We start from the raw sequence: 25,364 nt of genomic DNA, 5'->3' as shown, positions 1-25,364 counted from the left end.
AACACTCTGATGTTGGGGGCGTCTTTGTATGTGGTCTCGCTTGAAAAAAGAACCGCAAATCCACGCAAATCTCGCCCTTCGGGCTCCACAAATCGCATTTGCGAACCGTCGCTCTCATCCCGCCGGATTCCGGCGGGCTCGTTGCTATCGCAACCGCGACGGCAAATGCTGGGCGGCGCCAGTCGGGCGCCGCCATGGGTTGAATGGATTGCATCCGACGTGTAGGACAATCGGAAAGTTTTCGACGCCACGACATTTTACGCAGTGACACACCATGAATATCATCGATAAACAATAGGCGGCGCCCGACTGGCGCCGTCCAGCGTTTGCCGTCGCGTTTGCGATAGCAACGAGCCCGCCGGAATCCGGCGGGATGAGAGCGACGAAGTAGCAAACGCGATTTGCGGAGCGAGCATCAGCGAGCGAGAGCGGCAAGCCCGAAGGGCTTGCTTAGCTAAGCACGGCTTCGCCGTGCCGCATTTGCGTGGATTTGCGGTTCTTTTTTCAAACGAAACCATACTCACCACTTATCCGATTACTTTTTCCAGAAAAAAAATCGACTAAATTATTTCGCGGTATCACAATACCCACATCCAAAATCTCAGGAAATCCCTTAATCCCCTTCACCCCCAATAAGTAATCAACAGAACATGCCAGAACCTCTGCCCACCCTCACCTACACCGACGGCCTCATACCGGTAATCGTCCAGGACGCAGCAACCAAAACCGTCCTCATGTTTGCCTATGCAAACGAAGAAGCAGTCAGACTCACCAGAAACACCGGCTTTGCCCACTACTACAGCCGGTCCAGAAACAGACTCTGGAAAAAAGGCGAAGAGTCCGGCCACCTGCAAAAGATCATCGAAATCCGCGTGGACTGCGATGCAGACTGCCTCCTCTATCTCGTCGAACAGACCGGCTGCGCGTGTCACGAAGGATACTTCAGCTGTTTTTTCCGCAATCTCGACGGCAGCGTACTCCTTCCGCAACTCAAAAACCCTGAACAAATCTACAGCCAGAGATAGTAGACCTAATATTCTATTGGATACCCATAAATAATGGTAGATTTTTTATGATACTCGTACCGGATACCAGCGTCGTCATCGACGGACGCGTCACCGCCCTGATAGAACAGGGCGAATATCGTGGCGCAACGATAATTATACCCGAAGCCGTCTTCGCCGAACTCGAAGCACAGGCCAATCAGGGAAGAGAAATAGGGTTCTCCGGTCTTGCAGAACTACAAAAACTCTGCAGACTCAAAGACGAAGGACTCATCAATCTGGAATATGTCGGGCAGCGCCCAAGACTCGATCAGGTCAAACTCGCCGGTGGGGGAGAGATTGACAGCATGATCCGCGATGTTGCAATCACGCACAAAGCAACCTTCATCACCAGCGACTACGTTCAGGCAGAGGTCGCACGTGCAAAAGGAATCAACGTCATCTTCCTGCGGCCGGAAGTCACTGACAACTTCTCACCGCTCTTAATCGACGAATTTTTTGATGAAAACACCTTTGCCGTATACCTCAAGGAACGCGTCGCACCCTACGCACGCAAAGGCAACATCCGTGAATCAAGACTCGCCACCATTCGCGAAACCCCGTCAACCGAACACGAACTGCGGGCAATCGCACAGGAGTGTCTCGAACGCGCCAAACGTCACCCTGACGGATTCGTCGAAGTTGAAATGCCGGGCGTTACCGTGTCCCAGATCGGCTCCATGCGGATCACCACCACCCGCCCGCCGTTCTCCGACGGTATCGAAATAACCATCGTCCGACCAACCCGCGAAGTCTCCTTTGACTCCTACAACTTTGCCGCAGCACTCAAAGAACGGCTGAATATCGGCAACGGCGGAATGCTCATCGTCGGAACACCGGGATCAGGAAAATCCACACTCGAGCAGAACATCGCAACCTACCTCTCCGGCGAAAACTACATCGTCAAAACCATCGAGTCGCCCCGCGACCTCATGGTGCCCGACAAGATCACGCAGTACACCGCCCTTGACGGAAGCATCGCCGCAACCGGCGAGGTGCTCACCCTCCTTCGACCCGACTACGTCATCTTTGACGAAATGCGCAGATCCGAAGAGCTCGCAGTCTTTGCCGACCTCAGACTCTCCGGCATCCGCGTAATCGGCGGACTGCACGCACGAAGCGCACCCGACGCACTCATCAGGCTTGCAAGCCTCGTTGACCTCAACCTTATCCCGCAGATCGTCGCAACAGTCGTCTTCGTCAAAGAAGGCGACATCACCGACCTCTACAGCGTCAGTACCGTCTTCGGCGTCCCGGCAGCCCTTGAAAGAATCGGCGACCCGCAGGTCAGACCGATTGTCCGGTTCACCAACATCATCACCGGCGTCATTGCCGCAGAAGCATTCCGCTACGAAGGCGAAGTAACCGTCACCTCGGGCGGAGGAGTCCACCCGGCAGAGACAGTGTCCGCACCTGCGCAGTCTGCAAAACCGCAGACAAAAGTGGTCAATGCCCCGGCAGTTGCAGCGAGTGCAGCAGCTCCTGCAAAGGAAATCGCTGACGACGACTATGACGGCGACAGTGACGAAGGAGATGAAAACAGCCTTCGCACACCACCGGCGGTTCACTCAATGCCGACCTACGAAGTAACCGAAGACAACCCTGCATGGCTCGTCCTCGAAAAAGAGATCCAAAAAGAGATCTCACGCTTCACCGAAGGCGAGATCGTGGTTCGGATGATCAACGACACCAAAGCCGCAGTCTACATCGAAGACACCGACGTTCCCGCAGCAATCGGCAAAGCAGGCAAAAACATCGCAGCTGTTGTCAGTAAAGTCGGTGTCGGTATTGATGTTCGCCCACTAAGCGACCTGCCGGGACGGGAGGTCTCTACCCCGGCCGCATCCTCCGTAAACCAGACGGGTGCGTTTAAGATTCGCAGTGAGAAAAAGCAGCTCGCTCTCATATGCCCCGAGTACAGCGGCAAAATTGTCGACCTCTTCTCAGGCAAAGAGTACCTGTTCACCGCAACGGTTGATGCCCGCGGTGAGATCCACCTCGCAAGAAACAGCAGCATCGCCATGGAAATGATCCGGCGTTATGGAGCAGGTGAAGAGCTGAAAATTCGTCCGGTGGACTAAAATACTATACAACACAGGTGATTAATTTGGCAAAAGAGTTGGTTATGAATGACATTGAGCAGGAGATCCGTTCCACTTGGATTCCTGCCTTTGAGTCAAACCCGTCTGAGGACAAAGAAAAATTCTACATCAATGTAGCATTCCCCTACCCGAGCGGTGCAATGCATGTCGGTCACGGCAGGACCTACATTGTGCCTGATATCGTAGCACGGTTCTGGAGAATGCGGGGGAAGCAGGTGCTGTTCCCGATGGCGTTCCACGTCACCGGAGCACCGGTGCTCGGCATTGCAAAACGTATTGCAAAGAAGGACGAAAAAACGATGCAGCTCTACGGCGGTCTCTACCGGGTTCCGCAGCAGACGCTTGACTCCTTCACCGACCCGATCGTCATCGTCAACTACTTCGCTGACGAGTACGAGCGCGTGATGAAACAGCTCGGTCTTTCGATCGACTGGCGCAGACGATTCACTACGATCATTCCTCAGTACAGCAAGTTCATCGAGTGGCAGTACACCCATATTTACGGTCAGGGCAAGGTCCAGAAAGGCGAGTATCCGGTCCGGTACTGTCCGGCATGTGACCAGCCGGTCGGCGACCATGACCTGCTTGAGGGCGACTCAGCAGAGGTCAAGCACTTCGTGTTTGTAAAGTACCAGTTCGGCGAGTTCTTCATCCCGACCGCGACCCTCAGACCGGAGACCATCTTCGGTGTAACAAACCTCTGGGCAAACCCTGAGGTAACCTATCTGAAGGCAGACGTTGACGGCGAGAAGTGGATTATCAGTACCGAAGCCGCAGAAAAACTGCGGATGCAGAAGCACACGGTAACTGAACTTGGCACAATCCCGGGTGCTGACCTCATTGACAAGGCGGCACAGCATCCCCTGACAAACGCACCGGTGCCGATTCTTCCGGCATCATTCGTGGACCCTGACATGGGTTCAGGTCTTGTGATGAGTGTTCCAGCCCACGCACCCTTTGACTACATTGCACTGCGCGACCTTCAGCAGCAGGGCAAGTACCAGACGATTGCGCCGATCACGCTCGTGACCGTTCCTGACTACGGTAAAGTTCCTGCACAGGAGATCGTCGAAAAGAACCGGATTCCAAATCAGGACGATCCCAGAATGGACGAGCTGACGCAGGAGCTCTACAATGCAGAGTTCTCAAAAGGAAAACTCAATGAGAACTGCGGAGTGCATGCCGGCAAATCCGTTCGTCAGGCACGCGAGGATGTAACAAACGAGTTTGTGGACACCCGCGGCAGCATCCTCTTCCATGAGATGAGCGAGAAACGCGTTATCTGCCGGTGCGGCAACCGCGTCTATGTAAAAATTCTCGATGATCAGTGGTTCTTAAACTATGCAGATCCTGAGTGGAAGGCCGAGGTTCACAAGCAGATGCCAAAGATTGAGCTTGTGCCGCCGGAGGTTCGTGCCGAGTTTGAGCGGACTGTTGACTGGCTGAAGGAGTGGCCCTGCACCCGCCGTGTTGGTCTTGGAACCCGTGTGCCGTGGGATCCGAAGTGGCTGTTTGAGCCGCTGTCTGACTCAACGGTCTACATGTCCTACTACACGATCGCACACAAGATTACACAAATCCCGGCAGAAAATCTGACGCCTGCGGTGTTTGACTACATCTTCCTTGGCAAAGGCGACGGACACGGACTGCCGGTTGATGCAGCAACGCTTGCAGAGCTGCGGTCCGAGTTCCTGTACTGGTATCCGTACGATTACCGGTTCAGTGCAAAGGACCTCATCTCCAATCACCTGACCTTCCAGCTGTTCCATCACCGGGCAATCTTCCCTGACGAGCTCCAGCCCAAAGGCATGGTAGTGTTCGGCATGGGCCTCTTGAACGGCATGAAGATGTCGTCTTCGAAGGGCAATGTGTTCCTGTTGGAGGATGCGGCAAACGAGTTCGGTGCTGATACGGTGCGTATGTTCCTCGTGGGCAGTGCCGAGCCGTGGCAGGACTTTGACTGGAGAAACGAGCTGGTGCTGTCGGTGAAGAGGCAGATTGAGCGGATGTGGCAGATGGTCTTGGACGCAAGCAGTGCGACCGGTACTGCGGCGATTGATGCATGGCTGCTGTCGCGTCTGCAGCACAGAATCGAGGCGGCAACCAAAGCTCTTGCAGCGTTCCAGACCCGTCAGGCTCTTCAGGAGGCATACAACGGTATTGTGTCGGACCTTGCCTGGTACCGCCGCCGGCTTCCGGAAGGGTCGAACGGAACGGCAGTCCTCGCTGAGGTCATGTCGGTCTGGATCCGCCTGATGGCTCCGGTTATTCCTTATACCGCTGAAAAGATGTGGCAGGAGACCGGGCACGAGGGTCTTGTGTCGTTTGCGGCCTGGCCGGTTGCTGACCCTGCAAAGATCAATGAGTCGGTTGAGGTGTCTGAGGAGCTGCTCCAGAGAACGATTGAGGATATTCAGTCGATCTTAAAGCTGGTCCAGATCGAGGCAAAGAAAGTCACCCTGTTTACGGCACCTGCCTGGAAGCATACCGTGTTCAGCGTTGTAGCATCCGCCGAGGACAAGCGCAATGTGGTGAAGACGGTGATGGCTGATGCCGAACTTCGAACGAAGGGTAAGGATGCAACCGATGCAGCTGTTCAGACGGTGAAGCTGATTCACAGTCTGCCGCCTGAGCTGGTGTCATCCATTGCGGCCGGTGTTGATGAGACGGCGATCTTTACTGCGGCAAAGGCGTTCCTTGAGAAGGAGTCAGGCCTCGAGGTTGAGATTGTCGCTGCGGACGCCACTACGCATCCGAAGGGCAAGATGGCACTGCCGTTTAAGCCGGCAATTGTTGTCGAGTGAAGTTGGTTTTGCAAAAAAAAACCGCTTCATCTTTTTTTGAATAAGAGCCGCGATGATGAGTTTCATCGTTTGAGATTTTTCTGCAGGTGGTCTCGCTTGGAATAACCACGGAACACACTGAACACACAGAATTCCACGGAAAAAAAAACACAGAATACCGCTTCGCTTACGGAAAACACGGAACGCATGCCTTCGGCCTGCTTACCGCATCGCGGGAAAGCCTAAGTGTACGGGTATTGGTATATGTCACCGTTTTGAGATGCCAACTTCCTTAGGCTTTCCCGCGAAGCGGTAAGCAGGCCGAAGGCATGCGTTCCGTGTTTTCCGGCGCCGCAGGCGTTCTCCGTGTTTTTTCCGTGGAATTTGTACTCTCACAAAAAGATTTAGTCGTTTTTTTTCTGGAAAAAGTAATCGGATAAGTGGAGAATGGGCATGATGAGAAAAAAAACCGCAAATCCACGCAAATGCGGCACGGCGAAGCCGTGCTTAGCTAAGCAAGCCCTTCGGGCTTGCCGCTCTCGGTCACTTCGCTCCCTCCACAAATCGCATTTGCGAACCGTCGCTCTCATCCCGTCGGATTCCGGCGGGCTCGTTGCTATCGCAACCGCGACTGCAAATGCTGGGCGTCGCCAGTCGGGCGCCGCCATGGGTTGAATGGATCGCATCCGATGTGTAGGACAATCTGAAAGTTTTCGACCCCACGACATTTTACGCAGTGACACACCATGAATATTATCGATAAACAATAGGCGGCGCCCGACTGGCGCCGTCCAGCGTTTGCCGTCGCGGTTGCGATAGCAACGAGCCCGCCGGAATCCGGCGGGATGAGAGCGACGAAATAGCAAACGCGATTTGCGGAGCGAGCAACAGCGAGCGAGAGCGGCAAGCCCGAAGGGCTTGCTTAGCTAAGCACGGCTTCGCCGTGCCGCATTTGCGTGGATTTGCGGTTTCTTTTTCAAGCGAAACCACGCTCACCACTTACCCTCTTACTTTTCCCAGAAAAAATCGACTAAATCTTTTCGTGGTATCACATTTTTCCGTGGAATTCCGTGTGTTCAGTGTGTTCCGTGGTTGCCCCAAATAAAACCAAGGACAGAGAATCCCTTTTCCTTATGCTATTTCATAGCGTGTAAGTCGCTATATTAAAAAAATATCAGAGTCAGGCGACCGGATACCGGACATCGTACTCGGTAACCAGATTCGTCCCGACCATTTTCGCTTCCTTCAGCTCAAGCCGGATCATCTGATCCTCTGAATCGATGTGCATGCCGCCGACAAGGGACGGTGTGTCATCACCGCCGACGATGAACGGCAGATGAATCAACCGGATCTCATCCACCAGCCGGTAATGCAGCATATGCCAGTTGAGGGTTGGCCCTCCTTCGATGATCAGCTTGCGCACCGCAAACTCTCTGGATAAGATATCCATCAACAGCGGCAGGTCCACTTTGTCATCGCCTGCAACAACCACATGCACGCCTTTTGCCTTCAGTGTTTCTACACGGTCCGCAGGGGCGGCTTTGGAGACGGCAACAACTGTTTGCACGGCAGAGGTATCCAGAACATTTGCCGTGAGCGGGATATCAGCCATGCTTGATGGTATCACCCGGAGAGGACTCTCTCCCGGAACCATGCGAACAGTAAGGAAGGAATTATCTATTTTTATTGTGGACGACCCGACCATAATGGCATCATAGGACGCACGGGTCTCGTGCAGAAGAATTTCTGCCTCATGCGACATGTGCTTCATCAGGATTTTGCTGGAGGCCCCGCGCCGCAGGGTGAGTTTGCCGTCCGTGGTAATCTCAGAGATCATAAGGACATGGGGTTTTTGCAGTACTGTGTCCATGAAGTATTTCCTCTTGATTCAACGGTAGCAGGAATATTTTCCGGTACCTGAATCCTATCACATTTGTTGTGCCCAAAAGCAATAGTAGTTTTCGTCATGATTTACCTTTTCTATGATCTGCACATAACGACATTCACCCAAACACGAAATTCCTTTTTCTGTTCAGATACTGAAAAATATCATATATCCGAAGGAAAATTGTACGTATCTTATGCGGACATTATTCAGAATGTCAGAAATTTTCAGGGACATAGATCCCTCATGCAAAAAACCTATTATCTCACTCCTCCTATTATCTGATATCATGCATGCGGTGGAGAAGGAAAGGGACCAGTCCAAAACAAAACGCGTTCCCATTTATGTTACTCCAAGCGTCCGGGACGCAATAGTGCAGCTCCGAAAAGGAAACCAGACCTATGGTGATGTGGTTGCGGAGTCTATTTCACAAACATTGAGGAGTGCTGTTTCTCCAACAATGTTTGAGAATCTGCATGCCGTTGGACGCTATCCGTTGCAAAAATCCGTAGAGTTTCAGATGTGGTTTGATGAAGAGTCCCAGTTCTGGTGCGTGGAGAATAAGGAGCTCGCACTGCTTGGGATGGGTGTGACATACTCTGAGATTATTTCATCGCTGGAGGATTGTATCGATGGACACCTGCTTCTCTTTACACGATTTTCCGATGAGGAGCATTCTGCTGATTCTCTTGAGGTAAAGAAAAACCTCGAAGAGTATCTGGATTTTGACTCATCATATAAGCTGTATCTGGAAAAATACGGAGATGATGATCTGTGCCTGTGAGCAAGAGAAAATTTGCAGCGGTTGTACAGAAGAAGGGGTTTCTTGAGGTGCGAAATCGGGATCATGTGATATTTGTGTTCACCGATGCAGCGGGAAAACCGAATGCAAAAATTCAGACGAAGATGAGCCATGGGACAGGGAACGACATTTCTGACCGTCTGCTTGTGTTCATGGCAAAACAGATGAAGCTGGGGAAAAAGGCTGAACTGGACAAATATATAGATTGCAGCATTTCCGAAGCTCAGTATCGAACAATCCTGCGAAAACAGAACTTCCACGTGTAAAACCAAAATACAAAACACGTACGTGCACATACCCATGTGACAGGCGGGTGTCTATCAGTCGGCGGATTCTAATATAAGTAAGAGCTAAAGAATATTTGGTATGGAAATCCCGTCCAAAAATGCATCATGCAGCAGTAACCTGTCATGCATAATGCAGTCAGGCTCATCATGAATATCACCGCTCTTCGTCCACGACTGATTGGCTGCATTGATCCAATTGGAAATTTATTCGTCCGGATTGGGATGAAACCGAATCAAATAACAGTCCTCTCACTCGTATTCGGCATTGCCTGCGCAGTTTGCTACATGAATCAGCAGTTTCTGGCTGGCAGTATCCTTCTCCTGATTTCCGCAGTGCTGGACTTGGTCGATGGAAACGTTGCACGAAAAACCAACCGCAAAAGCGACTTCGGCGCGGTGCTTGACTGGATCATCGACAAATATGTGGACGGACTGGTGCTGCTTGGAATCGGACTTTCCGGAACAGCAATCATCTCCCAGTTTGTAGCTGTTCCTGCATATACGGACATTGCGATCGTAGGCCTCGCCATCATCGGCTCTCTGATGAACACCTTCATCAAACCGGTGACCTATGCAGAGATCGGATACACGAAAAAAGAGGACGGAAAAATCAGCGACCCCCTGGAAGGAGTAGGATTTTTCGGAAGACCGGAAACCATTCTCTGCCTGATCGTGTTCGGTCTCATCAGTCAGATATGGATTGCAGTAATTCTGATTGCGGTCTGCACGAACCTCTCGGCCCTTCAGAGAATTATTTACCTCGCACGCCGTTACGGCAGCTACAAACAGGAGTAACCACTCCGCAATCTGTTTTTTAAATCAAAAAAAAATTATTGCTGTGCCCAGGCACCTTCGGAGCCGTCGCGGTACAGGCTCACAACCTCGCCGATCACAATAATCGCCGGAGGTTTCACCCCTACCTTAGCCGCAACCTCGCCGATGTCGGCAAGTGTTGCACACGTCACCCGCTGGTTTTTGCGGAACCCGTTTTCAATCACTGCAATCTTCGTCTCAGGAGACTTGCCGTTCTCAATCAGAAGCTCTGAAATCAGCGGCAGATTTTTCACGCCCATAAAGATAACAATCGTTCCGGGACTGCCGGCAAGCCACTTCCAGTCGATCGAAGATACCTCCTTGTCAGGATCCTCATGACCGGTTACAAACGTCACCTGACTTGCCCAGGACCGGTGCGTCACCGGAATACCCACGCACTCAGGCACCGCAATGCCGCTCGTTACGCCCGGCACAATTTCGACTGCAATACCATGCTCGCGCAGCGTCTCCATCTCCTCGCCGCCGCGGCCGAACATAAACGGATCTCCGCCTTTCAGTCTGACAACATTGCCTCCGGCCTTTGCCTTCTGCACAAGCAGCTCCTCAATTTCCGCCTGCTTCATCGTATGATGCCCGCCGTACTTGCCGACATCAATCTTTTCTGCATGTGCAGGAAGCGTCGCAAGAACCTCTTCTCCGGGCAGCTGATCATACAGAACAACATCCGCAGAATCGATAACCTCACGCGCCTTTGCCGTAAGAAGCCCGAGACCTCCGGGTCCGGACCCCACTAAAAACACTTTTCCAGTCATACCTTTAGTCCGAGGGCAGCCCTCGCCTCCTCAATCAGATCAGATGCAATTTCTTTGAACTGCACACCGATCTCTCGTGCCTCCTCAATACTTCCGACAGTCCCGGTAATCCGCTCACCGCGCGTACCATCAAGCGACAGCACCTCGGCAATAAGATGCCCGTTCTGGCAGAAAATACCCTGCGGCGTAAAACAGCCGCCGCCAACCTGCTCCATCACCGCGCGCTCAATGCCCGTATCAAGAGTGGTCCTGTAATCGTTCAGCGGAGCAAACGCTTCCAAAAGCTCAGGAGTGTCACGGCAGACAACCGCGACCGTTCCCTGATTCGGGGAAGGCACAAACATATCAAGCGGCAGCCTAACCCCGTTCACATGGTAGCCCAGCCGCACAAGACCTGCCTCAGCAAGCACAATCGCATCATAGAGACCATCGTTCAGTTTGGAAAGTCTGGTATCCACATTGCCCCGCAGCGGCTCAACCCGCACCTGCGGCATACACTGATAATACCGCAGAAGCTGCGCACGTCTGCGGGTACTTGACGTTCCCACCGAGTAGATCTCATCCACCGGCCGGTTAAACACAAAAAAATCCCATGGAGGGTCGCGGGGAAGAATTGCCGCGGTGATAAGACCATCCGGCCTCTCCGCCGGAATATCTTTCATGCTGTGGACTGCGGCATCGATCTCGCCACGCAGAATTGCGTTGTCAAGTTCGCGGACAAACACACCCTGACCACCGATCTGATGTAGACCGCGGTCAAGCACGGCGTCGCCAACTGTTGTAATAATCTCAGACTCAGCTGCAACATCGTTTTTACTTAGAAGACCGAGCACATTGTTCGTCTGGGCAAGGGCAAGCTTGCTTCCGCGGGTGCCGATTTTCACCGACATCATTGTGCATATACCTCGGAGAGTTTCACCATCTCGCCGTCGCCGTGCGCACTCGACAGAAAGTTGGTCTCAAACTGCGACGGAGGCATGAACAGGCCTCCGGAAAGAGCCTTCTCCCACAATTTTCGATATAACACCGTGTCGCATTCTTTTGCCTCGGTATAGTTTCTCGGAGCTTCAGGACGACAGAAGTACTTGAACATTGAGCCGAGCCGCACGAATGTTCCGGGACTCGATGAGGGAATGCTCTCCTCAATGATCCTGGTCCTTTCATCGAATTTTGGATAAATCTCCGGATGCTGGTGCAGATACTTGTTCATCGCAATGCCTGCTGCCATCGTCAGAGGATTGCCGTTGAAGGTCCCGGCATTGTACACCGGACCTGCAGGGGAGATCATCTCCATAATCTCACGCCTTCCACCGAACAAACCGATCGGAAGACCGCCGCCGGTGATTTTTCCAAGTGTTGTTAAGTCAGGTTTGATACCGTACTTTACCTGTGCTCCGCCAATGCCGAGCCGGTAGCCGGTGATGACCTCGTCAAAGATCAGCAGGACATCATGCGCCGCAGTAATCTCGCGGACAGCCGCAAGGTATCCGTCGTCCGGCAGAATCGGGCCGATGTTTCCCATCACCGGCTCGATGATGAACGCTGCAATGTTGTCGTTTTTCGAAAGCAGTTCCTCAAGACCTTCAGGATCATTGAACGCTACCTGACGGGTGTGCGCTGCAAAATCCGGCAGAACTCCGGCTGAGTCAGGGGTTCCGTGCGTCGTCGCACCAGAGCCCGCTGCAATCAATACCGCATCGTGTGCCCCATGGAATCCGCCTTCCACCTTCACAATATCAGACTTGCCGGTAAACCCGCGGGCAAGACGAATGGCTGCCATGGTTGCCTCGGCACCGGTCGAGACAAATCTGAGCATATCAATCGACGGGTGATCGGCCGTAACTCTTTTTGCAAGATCAATCTCAAGCTCGGTCGGGGTGCCGAACAGCCAGCCGTTTTCCAGCTGGGAGGTGATTGCAGCTTTTATCACCGGATGGGCATGACCGAGAATCAGCGGGCCGTAACCAAGACAGCAGTCGATAAGCTGTGTTCCTTCAACCGTTGTAATGAAAGCGCCTTTCGCTGACTTCACGTAAAACGGATACGGTTTGATTGCTCTGACCGGACTTGAAACACCGCCCGGCAGAAGTGTCTGTGCTTCTGCAAAAAGTTCCTTACTGTTGACCATGTATCCACCTCGCAACATCCTGCGCATAGTAGGTGATGATGAGATCAGCTCCCGCGCGTTTTATGCCCACGAGCGACTCCATCACAATTCGTTTTTCATCAATCCATCCGTTCTGTGCAGCTGCTTTGATCATTGAGTACTCACCTGACACCTGATATGCCGCGGTCGGCAGACCAAGCTCTTTGACCTGCCACAAAATATCCAGATAAAATCCTGCGGGTTTTACCATCAGAATGTCTGCGCATTCGTCCGCGTCAAGGACCGACTCCCTCACTGCCTCTCGACCGTTTGCAGGGTTCATCTGGTACGTTGACCGGTCGCCAAACGAGAAACCCGAATCAGCCGCCTCGCGGAACGGACCGTAAAGGGCAGAGGCAAACTTTGTTGAGTAGGACATGATCGGAACTGATGCAAATCCTTCTGCATCCAGTGCGTCGCGGATTGCCATGACCATGCCGTCCAGCATACAGGACGGCGCTACAATGTCTGCACCGGCAGCGGCCTGACTGACGGCAATCTTCTGCATCAGTTCAAGGGATGCATCGTTGTCAAGGTCAGGGCCGTCGCAGGATTCGTGAATGATACCGCAGTGGCCGTGGTTGGTGTACTCGCATGCGCAGAGATCGGTGATGACCACCATCGAAGGAACAGCCGTTTTGATCGCACGGACCGCCTGCTGGATCACGCCATCCTCAGCAAACGCCGAGGAGCCGACAGCGTCTTTGGTTTTTGGAATGCCAAAGAGAAGCACTGCCTTGATACCATCACTTGCAAGATCTTTGGCAACAGCCGCAGCATCTGCAAGCGGCCAGCGGTACTGGCCCGGCATTGATGCAATCTGAACTTTTTCTGTTGCGCCCTCTACAAAGAAAAGCGGCATGATGAGGTCATTGGTCGTTACGGTATTTTCGGTAAAGAGCGGACGAAGAATTGGTCTTCTCAGTCTTCTTAATCGTGTTTGAGGAAACATACTTGTTCTCCACGGGTAATTGCATCAACCAGTTTCCGGGCTGTTGTGATATCGGTACACTCTGCGCTTGCACGTATCGACAAAGTCGCGTCGGCAAGAAGTTTTTTTGTGAGGACTCTGGTCAGGTCATCCATGACCGCGATCGTTCGAGGATCAGCAGGCCCCAGCTTGCCGATCGCTTTGTCACGTTCGCGTACACGGATTGACTCTGCCCAAGTATAAAGTCCTGCTATCAGGTCGCCTGCGGCGGTCCGGTTGTAGAGTCTGACGAACTCGGGCAGGTAGGCATCTATCAGTTCGTTGGCATGGGTTGCCTCATCTTTTCGGTGCTCCATGTTTTTTTCCGAGACCGATCTGAGGTCGTCGATGGTGAAGAGGTGGACGCCCGGAATTCTGCGGCACGAGTCATCGGTGTCGCGGGGCTGGGCAATATCAATCAGAATTAATTTTCGCGGTTCGGGATCAAGCGGCCAGAATCGTTCGTTCATGGTAGCGGCAAGCGGTTCGGCATTGATGATGGCATGCGGGGCCGCGGTGCAGGAGATGACGACATCAGAAAGTGCGATGCAGGGGTAGAGCTGATCCATGCGCATCGCCCGGCCACCGATCTCCTGCGCGAGCTCGACGGCATGATCATACGTGCGGTTGGTGACATAGATTGCCCGCAGATTTTTTTCCGCGAGTGCCTGGGTGACGAGTTTGCCCATCTCACCGCCGCCGACCACGAGAATGTTCCGGTCATCAAGGCTTCCGAGAAGTTCCTCTGCAAGCTGCACGGCGGCAGAGCCGATCGAGACTGCGCCCCGGTTGATGTGGGTTGCAAAACGTATGTCAACTCCTGCATGAATTGCGGTGTTGATGCAGATGTCGGTGATGGGATCAGCGGTTTCACATTCTGCGGAAAGGAGAAGGGCACGCTTAAGCTGGCCAAGTATCTGATCCTCGCCGATGATCATGGATTTTACGCCGGATGCAAGCGCGAGAAGATGGAGAAGTGCAGATTTTCCTTCATACAAGGTAAATCCTGTTCTTCCGATGCTGTGCAGGTAGTCTGTCAGTGCAGCACCCGTGCCGTGTACGAGGATTTCAACGCGGTTGCAGGTCTGTAAGAGCACAACACCTTTGAAATGTTCGCGGGCTGAGGTAAGAAATGCGGATTCGTCGGAAAACCGGTACCCGGCAAGCTGGGTCTGATCGAGCGTGGTGTAGTCGATGCCGGCAACGGCAACCTGAGTGAGAAGTTCAGTATCCTGCATCATAAATATTCCAAAACAAGATCCGCACAGTCTGTGTTTTCGCGGCATGCCTGCCAGATACGTTCGTCGCGGAGAATGGCGCGGAGAACTTCGGCGCGTGCTTCCTGACTCTCTGTTGTTGCTTTGAGCTGTTCGCGCAAACCATGCATCAGATGGATCATATTGTCAAGGCCTTGGTACCGCTCTTCAAGGTCTTCGCGGATAAAACGCGGGACTGCGGGCGCAAGGCCGGACGTGGATACGGCAATAGTATACTCATCGCCTGCGATGGTTGAGGGGATGAGAAATGTTGAGCCATCGCCGGTGGCTGAGTTGCACCATCTGCCGGAGGTTGTTGCGAGTTTTGTGATGCGTTCGTTTTGTCCGGCATCGGAGAGTGCGGCAATTACAAAGTCATGACGCTCGATCAGTTTTTGAAGATCCTCATCCTCGATCTCTGAAATATCCATCTGTTTGATGGAGACCTGCGGCAGGGAAAAGATCTCTGGAGAGATGTCGCGGGAGACGATCGTCATTTTGCAGCCGGAAAAATGACGGGCTTTCCGGACGCCGACTGCTCCCGCACCAAAGAGAAGCACACGCTTTGCGGAGAGATCAAGCATCAGCGGAATCATGATATAAATTGGGTTTGCGTGTTACTTTAAGGTGATGTTTTTCATACTCGACCTCTGCGGCAAATCCATAGTGTGAAATATATATGGATTCGTATGTTCTATTATGAGTGATTCAGCGAAGACGATTCCGGAGCTTGTGGCAATGCTGCATAATCCTGATAAGAATGTGCGGAATGCTGCTGCGATCGAACTTGGAAGCCGCGGACATGACGGGTTTTTGGCAGCGCTTCCCTTGCTTGAGGATGAGTCATGGGTTGTCCGTTACCGCGCCTGCGAGATAATCGGGATGACGAAGGTGCCGGAAGCATATCCGGTGCTTCTTCAGACACTGCACGATCCCCGCGATCATGTCCGGTACATGGCGGTCAAAGGCCTCGGCCTCCTTGGCGATGTACGGGCATTGCCTGAGGTTGTCCGGATGCAGCAGGATGAAAATCCGTTCGTGCGAAGGATTGCGGGAAAAATTGCCGGGGAACTCTCCGGCTCTGCCTAAATATTTTTGAAACGCGAATCGCATGCCTTCCACACGTCGTTCCGTCGTGTTTAACTCCTCCTTTCAGGAGTCGTTTCGGCCTGCTCACCGCTTCGCGGAATAGCGCGAATAAAAATCGCCAATGGCGATTTTTGAGAGTTTAGTATAGTTACTTATCTTTAGGCAGAACTATCCATTCAGAAAAATAGTGAATGTTCTTTTTTTTTTTGAAAAATCGCCATTGGCGATTTTTTTATTCGCGCTATTCCGCGAAGCGGTGAGCAGACCGAAGGCATGCGATTCGTGCTATTCGCGTTTCAAAATCTCATCATGATCACAGCATCCAGTAGACCAGTACCGGAAACACAATCAGATACCCGATTCCAAACACAAGAAACACCCACTCAGCTGCATGCAGCGGTTTTTTTGCATAAAACACCGAGGACGCGGCAGAGTATCCGCGGCAGCACATAGAAACATACGTCCGCTCGCCCTGTTCCAGCGCACGGACAAACAGCGAGCCTGCCGCATTGCCGATAACCGTCAGCCGGTACTTCAGCGGCAGTTTGCGGTCAAACCCATGGAAGCATCGGGCCGCAAACGCGCTCTGGATTTTCTGATACACCAGTCCGAACACGTAGAGGTACCGGATGGTAAGCCCCATCACCACCACAAACAGTCGTGGCACATGCAGCCGTGCGGCTCCTTCGAGCATCGCCTGCATCGTTGTTGTTGCCGAAAGCAGAATAATAAACGAAAGTGAGATCACAAACTTCGCAAACAACGACAGCCCGAAAACAATCGACTCCCAGTACATATTAATCCCGAACGGCAGCGAGACTGCAACATGATAGACATCATAGTACGGATTCGGGAAAAACGGCTGCAAAATAATAAAAAACAGCCCAAACGGCATAATCAGCATCAGACGAATCAGATAATACCGGAATGACGACCCTGACAGAATATAGAGACCCCAAAACAGCATATAAACAACAACAAATGCAAACAGCTCCGCGGTTCCGTACGGGAGCAGAACGGTCACCAGCAGACCAAGCAGACATAAAATCAGCTTGATCCTCGCATCAAGCGAATGAATCGGACTCTTGCGGTACGCCTCCCGCTCAATATCAAACAGCTCGTCAATCAGACTCATGTTTTGCCAAACGCCTTGAGAAATGCAGCCTCAGCATCGCGGTAGGTGTACGCCGACTCAATGGCAATGCCATGATCCTGCATCGACTTGATCAGGCGGGGAAGGGCAGGCAGCTCAAGGTGCGCCCGGGACAAAAGATCCTCCTGCAAAAAGATCTCTTCCGGCGTTCCAACACCGGTGATCTCGCCTTTCTCCATCACATACACCACATCCGCCATCTCCGGCACCAGCTCCACCTGATGCGTCGAGTAAATAACCGTGACACCGCAGCGTGTCGGCAGATCATTTAAAAAACCAAACAGCTCCTTTACTCCCTGAGGATCAAGGCCTGCGGTCGGCTCATCCAGCACCATCACCTGCGGCTCCATGGCAAGCACACCGGCAATCGCGACCCGTTTTTTCTCGCCGCCGGACAGATGATGCGGGGCGCGGCTCCGGAGTTCCTCCAGTCCCAGCATGGAAACCACATGGTCCACGCGGGAAGCAACCGTGTCCGCATCCAGACCAAGATTGTATGGGCCGAATGCGATATCCTGCTCCACCGTCGTTGAAAACACCTGATCGTCAGGGTTTTGAAACACCAGACCCACAAACTTCCGCACCTCATGGAGATTTGCTTTGGTGATTGGTTCCCCGCGAACCAGAATTGAACCTGATTTCGGCTGGATAATTCCGTTGAAATGCCGGAACAGTGTACTTTTTCCTGCGCCGTTCGGACCAAGGACTGCAATGCGCTGTCGCTCGTCTGCGATAAAGTTGACATTATGCAGCACGTCGCGAACAGACGTACTGTAAGCATGGCAGAGGTCCCGGGTTTCAATGAGGTGCATTGTTAATCTAATCTATGTTAAAAAAGCATAAAGACATGCTGATTCGTCACACCAAAATATGAGGAAAAAGAAAAGAGAGGATATCTTTACCGCCTGACCGGCGTTATGTTTCAGATTTTTTATAGACGACTCTCGCCGCAACGAGAATAATTATCAGAGCTGCAAAAATTCCGATCACGAGCGCTATCAGACCGCCGAGAGCCCCTGAGTCCTCACCGCCGAGAACATAATCCGGCATCGGAGACACCCAGCCGATAGGATCATCAGCTTCTTCAATCTCTCCGTGCGCCGGAGCGAAGATATCTTTTGCACCGCCGCCCACGAGAAGCGTGCTGTCAAGTCCGTCAGGATCGCTCGATGCAAGGAATACTGCGGCTCCGCCGATGACCAGTGCTATCACAAGACCGATAGCGAGGAACTTATTGATCGGCATTGCTTTCTTCTCGGTGTTTCCTGCAAGCTCCGGCCTGACATTGAAGATGAGAACAACCACAATTGCGGTGATTGCAGCTTCAATGACACCGATGATTGCGTGGTAAATAAACATGGTTGGAAGGCCGACCGCAAGAGGCACAGCGCCGAGAATCGCAATTTCAACTGCACAGGCACATGCCGCAATCACGCAGGCAAGCCAGCCGGCGACTGCTGCGGATGCAGGAACACCGACTCTCTCCCTCAGGGCTTTGAAGGAGTAGAATCCCACAAATCCTGCGATGACACCCATGTTGATGATGTTTGCGCCAAGTGCGAGAACGCCGCCGTCTCCAAACACCAGAGCCTGAATCACGAGAACGATTGTAAGGATAAAAACGGCTGCAAACGGAGAGCCGAGCACAATTGCTGCAAGCGCCCCGCCGACAAGATGGCCGCTCACCCCAAAGCCGGTTGGGAGGTTGAATGCCTGCAGTGCAAAAATTCCTGCGGCGATTACTGCAAGAATGGGGATTTTGGACTCGTCAAGATTGTTTCGTGCCCATTTGATGGAAAGCACGATAAACACCAGGGCGATGATCCAGAAGATAATACCAACCGGAACACCCACACTGCTGTAACCGAACAGAAAATCAGGTATATGCATCTCAGTTACAATAACACGTATTTACTAATAAGTGTTACGAACAGGTTTCGGTTTTTCAATCCATCATACTTCGTATCATGGATTTTATACCGAGAACGCCAAAGGTGCGGATGAGTTCGGGTCGAAACATCAGTTTTCTCAAGAGTGCCGAGGGCTTATCCATGTCGCCGGAGTTTAGGATGATATCAAGCGTTTCGGGCGTATTGAGAGCATCAATCGCTCTGTCTATCTCATCAGGGGAAAGCGTGCGGCGAAGGTTCATCGCTTTCATGCCAAGCTCCAGCTCCCTGCCGAAGTCTGCGTGCCAGAGTTTTTCATACCCTGAAAGCATTTTGTCAGAAAAGTCCCCGAGCTCGCAGGCATCAATGGCGACGGAGGCCGCATGGCGTGCCGAACGGGCACCGGTGTAGACCCCTCCGCCTGAAGTGGGTTTTGGAAAACCGGCAGCGTCGCCAGCAATCATACAGCCTGAGCCGTAGGTGCGGCTTCTGATGCCTAAGGGAATGGTGCCTGTAACCTCATGTATGTTGGATGGAGAAAATTTCGCGGCGAACGCAGCAAACCGTGCGGGAACATCCTTCAAACCACAGAGTCCTATTCGTGCGCGGGATGCAGACAACGGAATCACCCAGGCAAAAAAATCCGGCGAAGCGTTTGGATGAAGCTCTACAAGATGGGGACTGCCGTCCCACCGTACTTCAGCCTGAATGCCTGAGTAAACGAAACGCGACGGGGCAATACCAAGACCTCTGGCAACAACACTGCGCGGTCCGTCGGCTGCGATGAGAATTTTATATGGCATCTCTTCTTTTCCCCGGACACCGGTCGTGGTGATCACCCGTTTTTCCGGATTGATGCTTGTGACATATGTTTTCAGAAAAAATTCCGCACCACTATCTGCTGCGCGTTCTGCCATCTCATGATCCAGCCGTCCGCGGTCCACGACATATGCCTTTGACACTTTTGCATCAAAGGAAAGCTCATGCCCGGGCGAGCCGCAGATTTTTGCGCCGCTGACTGTATTGAAAACACTCGCACCGGAAACCTCACACTCGGCAAATGCTGAGTTGGACAAAAGCCCGGCACACTGCACCGGATAGCCGACTGCCGCATGCTCTTCAATAACAAGCGTCGAAAGTCCGGCATCAGCACAAAGGCGGGCAGCGGTGGAGCCGGTCGGTCCTGCACCGACCACGATGACATCATACATGGAGAAGTAACACAATGTTGTCTGTAAGAGATGATAAAGAAAAGGAAAAGTGCTGATATGGGGATTCGAACCCCAGTCGTCGGCGTGAGAGGCCGACATGATTGGCCACTACACTATATCAGCAAGATAACTTGCGTAACTAATGTTATCGTAAGCGATATTTATAGGTGCCGATGTATTGCAGAAGTGATTCCATATGTTCATTTAATAACAGCACGAATATGTTTAGACAATGGGCCTTGATGAAGAGATCAAATCCTTGGAGGATGAGATCAGAAATACCAAATATAACAAGGCAACTTCGCAGCATATCGGTCGGCTCAAAGCCAAACTCGCCAAGATTAAGGATGATGCCGTCAGCCGCGCAATGAAGTCTGCCGGAGGTGGCGAAGGATACTCGGTGAAAAAATCCGGCGACGGAACGATCGTACTGGTAGGTTTCCCGTCGGTTGGTAAGTCCACACTCCTGAATAAGCTGACCGGAGCAGAAAGCGAGACCGGTGCATATGCGTTCACAACCCTGACAGTAGTCCCGGGACTCATGGAGTATAAGGGTGCAAAGATTCAGATTCTGGATATTCCGGGACTCATTGCAGGAGCAGCAATGGGCAAAGGCCGCGGAAAGGAAGTAATCGCGGTCGTCAGAACAGCAGATCTGATTGTCATTCTCGGAGATGTCTTCAACGGCGTTCATGTGGATGTGCTGATGCACGAACTTTACGACGCAGGTATCAGGATCAATAAACCAAAACCTGACATCACCATCAAAAGGACCGGGTTTGGCGGTATCCGCCTGAATACTGTCGGTGCAGTTAGCATTGACGTTGAAGAGGTCCGTGCAATCCTTGCAGAAAGCAAGGTCATGAACGCAGATGTCCTCATCCGCGGCAACAATGTGACGCAGGATGATGTAATTGATGCGATGATGGGCAATCGTATGTATATCCCTGCATTCATCGCCATCAACAAAGTGGACCTGGTCTCTGAGAACGAACGAAAAGAGGTGGAGAATGGAATGCGGGAAAAGTACGGTGTTGACCCGATTATGATCTCTGCGCACTCAGGCTACAATCTCGACAAACTGCAGGATGCCATCTATGATTATCTTGGATTCATCCGCATCTACATGAAGCCGTACGGCGAAGAGGCTGATATGGAAGAGCCGATGATCATGCGAAAAGGCAGTACCATTGAAGATGTCTGCCGCAGACTTCACCGCGACTTCGTGGACCAGTTCAGATATGCAAAGATCTGGGGAACCTCAGTCAAACATGATGCGGCAAAGGTCGGCCTTCAGCACAAAGTTGCCGACGGCGATGTTGTTACGATCGTAACAAAACTCTAAAAATACTTTTTTTGGTTGTTACGACTTTGCCCATAAAATCGTTTATTGGTAACTAATGTAATCGTTGTAGCTCCGCCCACGGAAAAACGAGACGCATGCCTTCGGCCTGCTTACCGCTTCGCGGGACCACACGAAAATCTCACAGAAAAACATCACGGGGCAGACGTGAACACCACAGAAATGAATTGTTTTCGGATTCCGTGATGTTCACGCCTCTCAGTGATGTTTTTAGTTCTGCGTTTTCCGTGGAAGGCAGGAATTAATGGATGAAACCGGTTGTTACTCAACCGGGATATCAAATCCGTCACCGGATCCAATAATGATGTGATGCAGTTCGCGAAGCTCTGCTGCGGCCTGGAGTGCACCGTCAATAAGCATCGGCAGGTTCGCAGCAACAAGGGATGCAACCGATCCTGCAAAGATCACGTTGTCCATGATGCCCGGACGAATTTTTCGTGCGGCAAGCAGTCTGCGGATTACCAGCAGCAACAGCCCTGACATGAATGCGGATGTTAAGAGGGACACAAGTAATCTGAGCAGCCGCTTCACCGGACCATCCAGCATCTTGGGAATTTTTTCGTCATAGGTTTCTGACGCATCCTCTCCGCCAAGGTATGCGGCGCCTGCTATCAGATATGGTGCGGCGACACCGGAGAAGGCATCATATGCCCCGTCCTCGGCAAACACGGTATCCTGAAGTGTCCGCTGCCCTTCAAGCAGTTCAAGAAGCATTTGCCCGATGGAAAGATAGCGGTCAGCCTCTTCATCAGAACGAATTGCGTCTCCGTCGCCTGACTCATACACTGCCAACACCACATCGCGGACGCCGGAAACCGGTTGGTGCGTCTGGGCAGCCAGGATTATTTCTTCATCCAGAACAGTTTCGGCATCAGGAAGCAGGGCAAAGACCGGTTGATGATCTTCAGGAAGAATACCGAATCTTTCCGCGAGAGCACGAAGAATGCGGGAGAGACTGCTTTCAAGCGCAGCAATATCTGCGGACGAGATACCGGAAACCATACAGGAGCCGGCAGTAATCAGATCAGCTACTGCTTTTTCCAGAAGTTCAGCAGCCCTCTCCGGATCTTCGGAAATATGATCAGCGGCATCATTGAGTGCAGACTCAGCAGAAGAGATCAGAATATCAACAGAGGTGTCATCTGGCATTGGATACTATACAGTATTGATTTGGCAATCAGATAAAAGAGACACAAGAAAACACATTTTATTCAGCAGACATTTCCGACTTCATCATCCAAGTGACGAACTCTGTACAACCCTTGCAGCTTAATCACATATTTTCGCAGTTCACCTCCGTAAACTGCTTACAAACATAAATCTACTCGAGAGTATATAAGTGTGTCGATGATTCTATGCGAAAAATTACGAAAAAACGGGCCTGGAGGGATTCGAACCCCCGACATTCGGGTTAGAAGCCCGACGCTATATCCTGGCTAAGCCACAAGCCCAAGGATTAATGCTCTATTCTATAGGAGGTTCCAGATAATAAATTCTCCTCAAATAAAATCGTAAAAATAGGATATGAGAGTTATTTTGCCCGCGGACAGCTGCACTCCACCACATCCACAAGAAGGATTTTGCAGCATCCGCGATCCAAAACCCGTTTGACATGGGATGTGCAGGCGATCTTCAGCTGCAGACGAACAGACAGACGCTCCCGCTCCTCATAGTAAACACCGGGAACAGTACTGGAGATCCGCTGCATCGTGGTTGCAGAAGCGGTAACCGTTGCGATGATTCCAGGATCTCCTGCGGTCAGGTCATCCTGCGGAACAGAAGAGAGAAACACCGGATCGCCAACTTTTACCGCAGAGGCAGACACCACATTCTGGGCACTGACAAACTCCACCGTTCTCGGGCGGCCCTTCTTCAGTTCAGCAATAACTTCGGGAGAGATTCCGGCAAGACCTATCAGCTGCATCATACTCACCCGTACATCATCTGCTCACCGGCAGAAATCGGTTTTTCTTCGCTCTGTTCCTGCTCCTGTACATCATTTGCCAATTGGTGCATCATGGCTTCCACCTGATCGGCCTGCTCCATTAACGGAGCAGTATCGACATCAAATCCGTACCTGCTGTTGAGAGCTTTCAGCGCTTCAATTGCCGCACGCGGATCAACATTGAAGTTCGTCTCCACTAAAAATCCGGTCGCGGGAATTCCGCGGAGCTGGGCTTCGATGATGAGACTGCCGGACACGCCGGTGATGCTGAGTGCGGGGAGAACGATCGCTGTATCCTTGATCTTTTCCAGCGCGTCAGGGGTTGTTGCAACGCCAAACACCCGCTCGCCTTCACCGCCGGAGACGACCCCGCCGACAACCACGAGATCAGTTATGGTGGTTTTTTTCGAAAACCATGCAATCAGAGCTGCGGCGAACTCATAGGATATCTGCGGGGGAACCGGCACGTCGGCAAGGACTGCAACAAAGTTGTCCTTTTCATACAGCCGGACCGGTGCCTGGGCGATGCCGTTGGTGGCAAGAGATATCTGCGGCAGAAATCTGCTTGTGACATTGCCGAAATGAGTAAAACCTGCGGTTTCCACAAGGTACTGTAAGGCAATACTCCCTACAAGACCGGAGCCGGGAAAACCGGTTAGAAGCACAATCTCTTTTGCTGTCGGCGCAGGAGACTCCACGCGGACGGCTTCGGTTACATCCATAAGGATACATACTCCTGAATTTGAATAAAGGTTCTCATCGTGCAAATTATTTCGATGAACAACACCGTGTTTTTTTATTTCTAATGGAAGTTATGCGGTGGTGAATATTTTGTATTTATGAAAAATGTTGATCGGGAAAGTGGCAATTGGGAATTATGGGGAAAAGAAACCGCAAATCCACGCAAATCTCGCTCGCTTCGCTCGCTCCGCAAATCGCGTTTGCTTATCGTCGCTCTCATCCCGCCGGATTCCGGCGGGCTCGTTGCTATCGCAACCGCTCCGGCAAACGCTGGACGGCGCCATTCGGGCGCCGCCATTGTTGAAGATGTTGATCCAAAATGCATTGAGATTATCCAGTTACCTCAGACGGCGCCCGACTGGCGCCGTCCAGTGTTTGCAGCTGCGGTCGCGATAGCGACTCCGTTACTGCCGGCTCCGGCAGACGGAGAGCAGCGGTTCGCAAACGCGATTTGCGGAGCGAGCGAAGCGAGCGAGATTTGCGTGGATTTGCGGTTCTTTTTTCCACGAGGCCACGCTTGCCACTTTCCCGATCAACATTTTTCATAATACAACACAGCAGTCTTACCACCTCATAATATCACACCGCGTAACTCCTATTCTAAGCCACCCGGAAAACCCAAGGCCGCAAGGATGCGTTTCACAGGTGCCCAATCAATAAAATTACAAAGCCCCAATTGACAAATACTTAAATTCCCGCGTCAAATAGAGTTACAGTACAATGCAGGAATATGAAGTTAAGCGTGGAATGACCAAGGATCTGCCTGACCGCATTGCCGCAGGATTTTCCGACATCTTTGAAGTAAAACCAACAGAAAAGGACGGGCACTACATGGTCTCGTACGGGAGCATGTCGCGTCTTGAGGTCTGGGCCGGAGAGAAAAACAAAACTGTCATCGTTGACACCGAGACCAACAAAGAAGTTCTCGCAATGCCGGACGCAGAGGCAGACAAAATAATTCTCGACACCAACAAAAGATTCCGTCAGTATCTTGACCTCATCACCGGCTTTACCACAAAAGAGAGGGTAAAGCGGGCGAAGAAGGCCGCTGACGCTGAAGACTAAATATCTTTTTTTATTCATTTCACTGGTGTTGCCTATTAAGTCCTGCCA

The 25,364-nt window shown here is 52.0% G+C and carries 24 protein-coding genes and 2 tRNA genes; 10 read left to right on the top strand and 16 right to left on the bottom strand.

Annotated features, from left to right (window positions below; genetic code table 11):
- The first annotated feature begins 650 nt into the window (after positions 1–650).
- From hisI to leuS, 3 genes are read left to right on the top strand one after another with little or no spacing between them, the layout of a single operon-like run.
- A complete protein-coding gene (gene hisI, locus McpAg1_RS08350) occupies positions 651–1,025 on the top strand; it encodes a phosphoribosyl-AMP cyclohydrolase (RefSeq protein WP_338094854.1) in 375 nt (124 codons plus the stop codon).
- A gap of 47 nt (positions 1,026–1,072) precedes the next feature.
- Complete coding sequence (locus McpAg1_RS08345) at positions 1,073–3,124, top strand: PINc/VapC family ATPase (protein WP_338094853.1); 2,052 nt, start codon at positions 1,073–1,075, stop codon at positions 3,122–3,124.
- 44 nt (positions 3,125–3,168) lie between these two features.
- Positions 3,169–5,949: a leucine--tRNA ligase gene (leuS, locus tag McpAg1_RS08340; protein ID WP_338094852.1), complete on the top strand. Its 2,781-nt coding sequence runs from the start codon at positions 3,169–3,171 to the stop codon at positions 5,947–5,949.
- A 1,159-nt stretch (positions 5,950–7,108) separates the two neighbouring features.
- Here the strand turns inward: leuS and McpAg1_RS08335 are convergent.
- The gene (locus McpAg1_RS08335; RefSeq protein ID WP_338094851.1) at positions 7,109–7,798 is read right to left on the bottom strand and encodes a RibD family protein; all 690 of its coding nucleotides are present in this window, start codon (positions 7,796–7,798) and stop codon (positions 7,109–7,111) included.
- Positions 7,799–8,027: 229 nt separating this feature from the next.
- Between McpAg1_RS08335 and McpAg1_RS08330 the strand changes: the two genes are divergently transcribed.
- From McpAg1_RS08330 to McpAg1_RS08320, 3 genes are all read left to right on the top strand, one after another.
- Positions 8,028–8,597: a hypothetical protein gene (locus McpAg1_RS08330; protein ID WP_338094850.1), complete on the top strand. Its 570-nt coding sequence runs from the start codon at positions 8,028–8,030 to the stop codon at positions 8,595–8,597.
- A complete protein-coding gene (locus McpAg1_RS08325; RefSeq protein WP_338094849.1) occupies positions 8,594–8,881 on the top strand; it encodes a hypothetical protein in 288 nt (95 codons plus the stop codon). The genes McpAg1_RS08330 and McpAg1_RS08325 overlap by 4 nt, the downstream gene beginning before the upstream one ends.
- 168 nt (positions 8,882–9,049) lie before the next feature.
- Entirely contained in the window at positions 9,050–9,697 is a 648-nt protein-coding gene (locus McpAg1_RS08320) for a CDP-alcohol phosphatidyltransferase family protein (protein ID WP_338094856.1), read from the top strand.
- A gap of 35 nt (positions 9,698–9,732) precedes the next feature.
- On the opposite strand, the gene cobA is transcribed toward McpAg1_RS08320, so the two are convergent.
- Genes cobA through McpAg1_RS08290 form a run of 6 tightly spaced genes read right to left on the bottom strand, consistent with a single transcriptional unit; the run spans position 9,733 to position 15,456 of the window.
- Positions 9,733–10,488 carry a uroporphyrinogen-III C-methyltransferase gene (gene cobA / locus McpAg1_RS08315; protein ID WP_338094848.1) on the bottom strand — a complete coding sequence of 252 codons (756 nt, stop codon included), beginning with the start codon at positions 10,486–10,488 and terminating at the stop codon, positions 9,733–9,735.
- On the bottom strand, positions 10,485–11,381 hold the full coding sequence (hemC, locus tag McpAg1_RS08310) for a hydroxymethylbilane synthase (RefSeq protein ID WP_338094847.1): 897 nt from the start codon (positions 11,379–11,381) through the stop codon (positions 10,485–10,487). The genes cobA and hemC overlap by 4 nt, the downstream gene beginning before the upstream one ends.
- A complete protein-coding gene (gene hemL, locus McpAg1_RS08305; protein WP_338094846.1) occupies positions 11,378–12,616 on the bottom strand; it encodes a glutamate-1-semialdehyde 2,1-aminomutase in 1,239 nt (412 codons plus the stop codon). Before hemL ends, hemC begins: the two co-directional genes overlap by 4 nt.
- Positions 12,603–13,586: a porphobilinogen synthase gene (hemB, locus tag McpAg1_RS08300; protein WP_338094845.1), complete on the bottom strand. Its 984-nt coding sequence runs from the start codon at positions 13,584–13,586 to the stop codon at positions 12,603–12,605. Before hemB ends, hemL begins: the two co-directional genes overlap by 14 nt.
- Positions 13,565–14,845 (bottom strand): glutamyl-tRNA reductase, encoded by a 1,281-nt coding sequence (gene hemA / locus McpAg1_RS08295; RefSeq protein WP_338094844.1) that lies wholly within the window; start codon positions 14,843–14,845, stop codon positions 13,565–13,567. The genes hemB and hemA overlap by 22 nt, the downstream gene beginning before the upstream one ends.
- On the bottom strand, positions 14,842–15,456 hold the full coding sequence (locus tag McpAg1_RS08290) for a precorrin-2 dehydrogenase/sirohydrochlorin ferrochelatase family protein (RefSeq protein WP_338094843.1): 615 nt from the start codon (positions 15,454–15,456) through the stop codon (positions 14,842–14,844). The genes hemA and McpAg1_RS08290 overlap by 4 nt, the downstream gene beginning before the upstream one ends.
- Before the next feature lie 103 nt (positions 15,457–15,559).
- Between McpAg1_RS08290 and McpAg1_RS08285 the strand changes: the two genes are divergently transcribed.
- On the top strand, positions 15,560–15,949 hold the full coding sequence (locus McpAg1_RS08285) for a HEAT repeat domain-containing protein (protein ID WP_338094842.1): 390 nt from the start codon (positions 15,560–15,562) through the stop codon (positions 15,947–15,949).
- Positions 15,950–16,262: 313 nt separating this feature from the next.
- Here McpAg1_RS08285 and cbiQ read toward each other — a convergent pair whose 3' ends face one another.
- The 5 genes from cbiQ to McpAg1_RS08260 all read right to left on the bottom strand — a co-directional run bounded on the left by cbiQ (position 16,263) and on the right by McpAg1_RS08260 (position 20,325).
- The gene (gene cbiQ / locus McpAg1_RS08280) at positions 16,263–17,084 is read right to left on the bottom strand and encodes a cobalt ECF transporter T component CbiQ (RefSeq protein ID WP_338094841.1); all 822 of its coding nucleotides are present in this window, start codon (positions 17,082–17,084) and stop codon (positions 16,263–16,265) included.
- Positions 17,081–17,914, bottom strand: coding sequence for an ATP-binding cassette domain-containing protein (locus McpAg1_RS08275; protein ID WP_338094840.1), 834 nt, complete (start codon positions 17,912–17,914; stop codon positions 17,081–17,083). Before McpAg1_RS08275 ends, cbiQ begins: the two co-directional genes overlap by 4 nt.
- A gap of 103 nt (positions 17,915–18,017) precedes the next feature.
- Entirely contained in the window at positions 18,018–18,992 is a 975-nt protein-coding gene (cbiM, locus tag McpAg1_RS08270; RefSeq protein ID WP_338094839.1) for a cobalt transporter CbiM, read from the bottom strand.
- Between the two features lie 55 nt (positions 18,993–19,047).
- Positions 19,048–20,217, bottom strand: coding sequence for an NAD(P)/FAD-dependent oxidoreductase (locus tag McpAg1_RS08265; protein WP_338094838.1), 1,170 nt, complete (start codon positions 20,215–20,217; stop codon positions 19,048–19,050).
- Between the two features lie 35 nt (positions 20,218–20,252).
- A tRNA-Glu gene (locus McpAg1_RS08260) sits at positions 20,253–20,325 on the bottom strand.
- Positions 20,326–20,434: 109 nt separating this feature from the next.
- Between McpAg1_RS08260 and McpAg1_RS08255 the strand changes: the two genes are divergently transcribed.
- The gene (locus McpAg1_RS08255; RefSeq protein ID WP_338094837.1) at positions 20,435–21,547 is read left to right on the top strand and encodes an OBG GTPase family GTP-binding protein; all 1,113 of its coding nucleotides are present in this window, start codon (positions 20,435–20,437) and stop codon (positions 21,545–21,547) included.
- 279 nt (positions 21,548–21,826) lie between these two features.
- Here McpAg1_RS08255 and McpAg1_RS08250 read toward each other — a convergent pair whose 3' ends face one another.
- The 4 genes from McpAg1_RS08250 to McpAg1_RS08235 form a co-directional block, all read right to left on the bottom strand.
- Positions 21,827–22,714: a hypothetical protein gene (locus tag McpAg1_RS08250; RefSeq protein ID WP_338094836.1), complete on the bottom strand. Its 888-nt coding sequence runs from the start codon at positions 22,712–22,714 to the stop codon at positions 21,827–21,829.
- A gap of 227 nt (positions 22,715–22,941) precedes the next feature.
- Positions 22,942–23,016: transfer RNA gene (locus McpAg1_RS08245), tRNA-Arg, on the bottom strand.
- 80 nt (positions 23,017–23,096) lie between these two features.
- Positions 23,097–23,492: a DUF473 domain-containing protein gene (locus McpAg1_RS08240; RefSeq protein WP_338094835.1), complete on the bottom strand. Its 396-nt coding sequence runs from the start codon at positions 23,490–23,492 to the stop codon at positions 23,097–23,099.
- Between the two features lie 2 nt (positions 23,493–23,494).
- A complete protein-coding gene (locus McpAg1_RS08235; RefSeq protein ID WP_338094834.1) occupies positions 23,495–24,232 on the bottom strand; it encodes a proteasome assembly chaperone family protein in 738 nt (245 codons plus the stop codon).
- A gap of 117 nt (positions 24,233–24,349) precedes the next feature.
- Between McpAg1_RS08235 and McpAg1_RS08230 the strand changes: the two genes are divergently transcribed.
- Together McpAg1_RS08230 and McpAg1_RS08225 are read left to right on the top strand one after the other, a co-directional pair.
- Positions 24,350–24,799, top strand: coding sequence for a hypothetical protein (locus McpAg1_RS08230; protein ID WP_338094833.1), 450 nt, complete (start codon positions 24,350–24,352; stop codon positions 24,797–24,799).
- 172 nt (positions 24,800–24,971) lie between these two features.
- The gene (locus McpAg1_RS08225; RefSeq protein WP_338094832.1) at positions 24,972–25,316 is read left to right on the top strand and encodes a DUF5611 family protein; all 345 of its coding nucleotides are present in this window, start codon (positions 24,972–24,974) and stop codon (positions 25,314–25,316) included.
- Positions 25,317–25,364: the final 48 nt, after the last annotated feature.

The sequence above is a fragment of the Methanorbis furvi genome (assembly GCF_032714615.1).
GTDB classification, from domain to species: Archaea; Halobacteriota; Methanomicrobia; order Methanomicrobiales; family Methanocorpusculaceae; genus Methanocorpusculum; species Methanocorpusculum furvi.
The sequence above is the reverse complement of the archived record's forward strand: the minus strand, read 5'-3'. Positions and strand labels throughout refer to the sequence as shown.

Excerpts from the sequence above, each read along its gene's own strand:
- hisI (WP_338094854.1), top strand. The coding sequence starts at position 651 with ATGCCAGAACCTCTGCCCACCCTCACCTACACCGACGGCCTCATACCG.
- McpAg1_RS08345 (WP_338094853.1), top strand. The coding sequence starts at position 1,073 with ATGATACTCGTACCGGATACCAGCGTCGTCATCGACGGACGCGTCACC.
- leuS (WP_338094852.1), top strand. The coding sequence starts at position 3,169 with ATGAATGACATTGAGCAGGAGATCCGTTCCACTTGGATTCCTGCCTTT.
- McpAg1_RS08335 (WP_338094851.1), bottom strand. The coding sequence starts at position 7,798 with ATGGACACAGTACTGCAAAAACCCCATGTCCTTATGATCTCTGAGATT.
- McpAg1_RS08330 (WP_338094850.1), top strand. The coding sequence starts at position 8,028 with ATGTCAGAAATTTTCAGGGACATAGATCCCTCATGCAAAAAACCTATT.
- McpAg1_RS08320 (WP_338094856.1), top strand. The coding sequence starts at position 9,050 with ATGAATATCACCGCTCTTCGTCCACGACTGATTGGCTGCATTGATCCA.
- cobA (WP_338094848.1), bottom strand. The coding sequence starts at position 10,488 with ATGACTGGAAAAGTGTTTTTAGTGGGGTCCGGACCCGGAGGTCTCGGG.
- hemC (WP_338094847.1), bottom strand. The coding sequence starts at position 11,381 with ATGATGTCGGTGAAAATCGGCACCCGCGGAAGCAAGCTTGCCCTTGCC.
- hemL (WP_338094846.1), bottom strand. The coding sequence starts at position 12,616 with ATGGTCAACAGTAAGGAACTTTTTGCAGAAGCACAGACACTTCTGCCG.
- hemB (WP_338094845.1), bottom strand. The coding sequence starts at position 13,586 with ATGTTTCCTCAAACACGATTAAGAAGACTGAGAAGACCAATTCTTCGT.
- hemA (WP_338094844.1), bottom strand. The coding sequence starts at position 14,845 with ATGATGCAGGATACTGAACTTCTCACTCAGGTTGCCGTTGCCGGCATC.
- McpAg1_RS08290 (WP_338094843.1), bottom strand. The coding sequence starts at position 15,456 with ATGATTCCGCTGATGCTTGATCTCTCCGCAAAGCGTGTGCTTCTCTTT.
- McpAg1_RS08285 (WP_338094842.1), top strand. The coding sequence starts at position 15,560 with ATGAGTGATTCAGCGAAGACGATTCCGGAGCTTGTGGCAATGCTGCAT.
- cbiQ (WP_338094841.1), bottom strand. The coding sequence starts at position 17,084 with ATGAGTCTGATTGACGAGCTGTTTGATATTGAGCGGGAGGCGTACCGC.
- McpAg1_RS08275 (WP_338094840.1), bottom strand. The coding sequence starts at position 17,914 with ATGCACCTCATTGAAACCCGGGACCTCTGCCATGCTTACAGTACGTCT.
- cbiM (WP_338094839.1), bottom strand. The coding sequence starts at position 18,992 with ATGCATATACCTGATTTTCTGTTCGGTTACAGCAGTGTGGGTGTTCCG.
- McpAg1_RS08255 (WP_338094837.1), top strand. The coding sequence starts at position 20,435 with ATGGGCCTTGATGAAGAGATCAAATCCTTGGAGGATGAGATCAGAAAT.
- McpAg1_RS08250 (WP_338094836.1), bottom strand. The coding sequence starts at position 22,714 with ATGCCAGATGACACCTCTGTTGATATTCTGATCTCTTCTGCTGAGTCT.
- McpAg1_RS08240 (WP_338094835.1), bottom strand. The coding sequence starts at position 23,492 with ATGATGCAGCTGATAGGTCTTGCCGGAATCTCTCCCGAAGTTATTGCT.
- McpAg1_RS08235 (WP_338094834.1), bottom strand. The coding sequence starts at position 24,232 with ATGGATGTAACCGAAGCCGTCCGCGTGGAGTCTCCTGCGCCGACAGCA.
- McpAg1_RS08230 (WP_338094833.1), top strand. The coding sequence starts at position 24,350 with ATGAAAAATGTTGATCGGGAAAGTGGCAATTGGGAATTATGGGGAAAA.
- McpAg1_RS08225 (WP_338094832.1), top strand. The coding sequence starts at position 24,972 with ATGCAGGAATATGAAGTTAAGCGTGGAATGACCAAGGATCTGCCTGAC.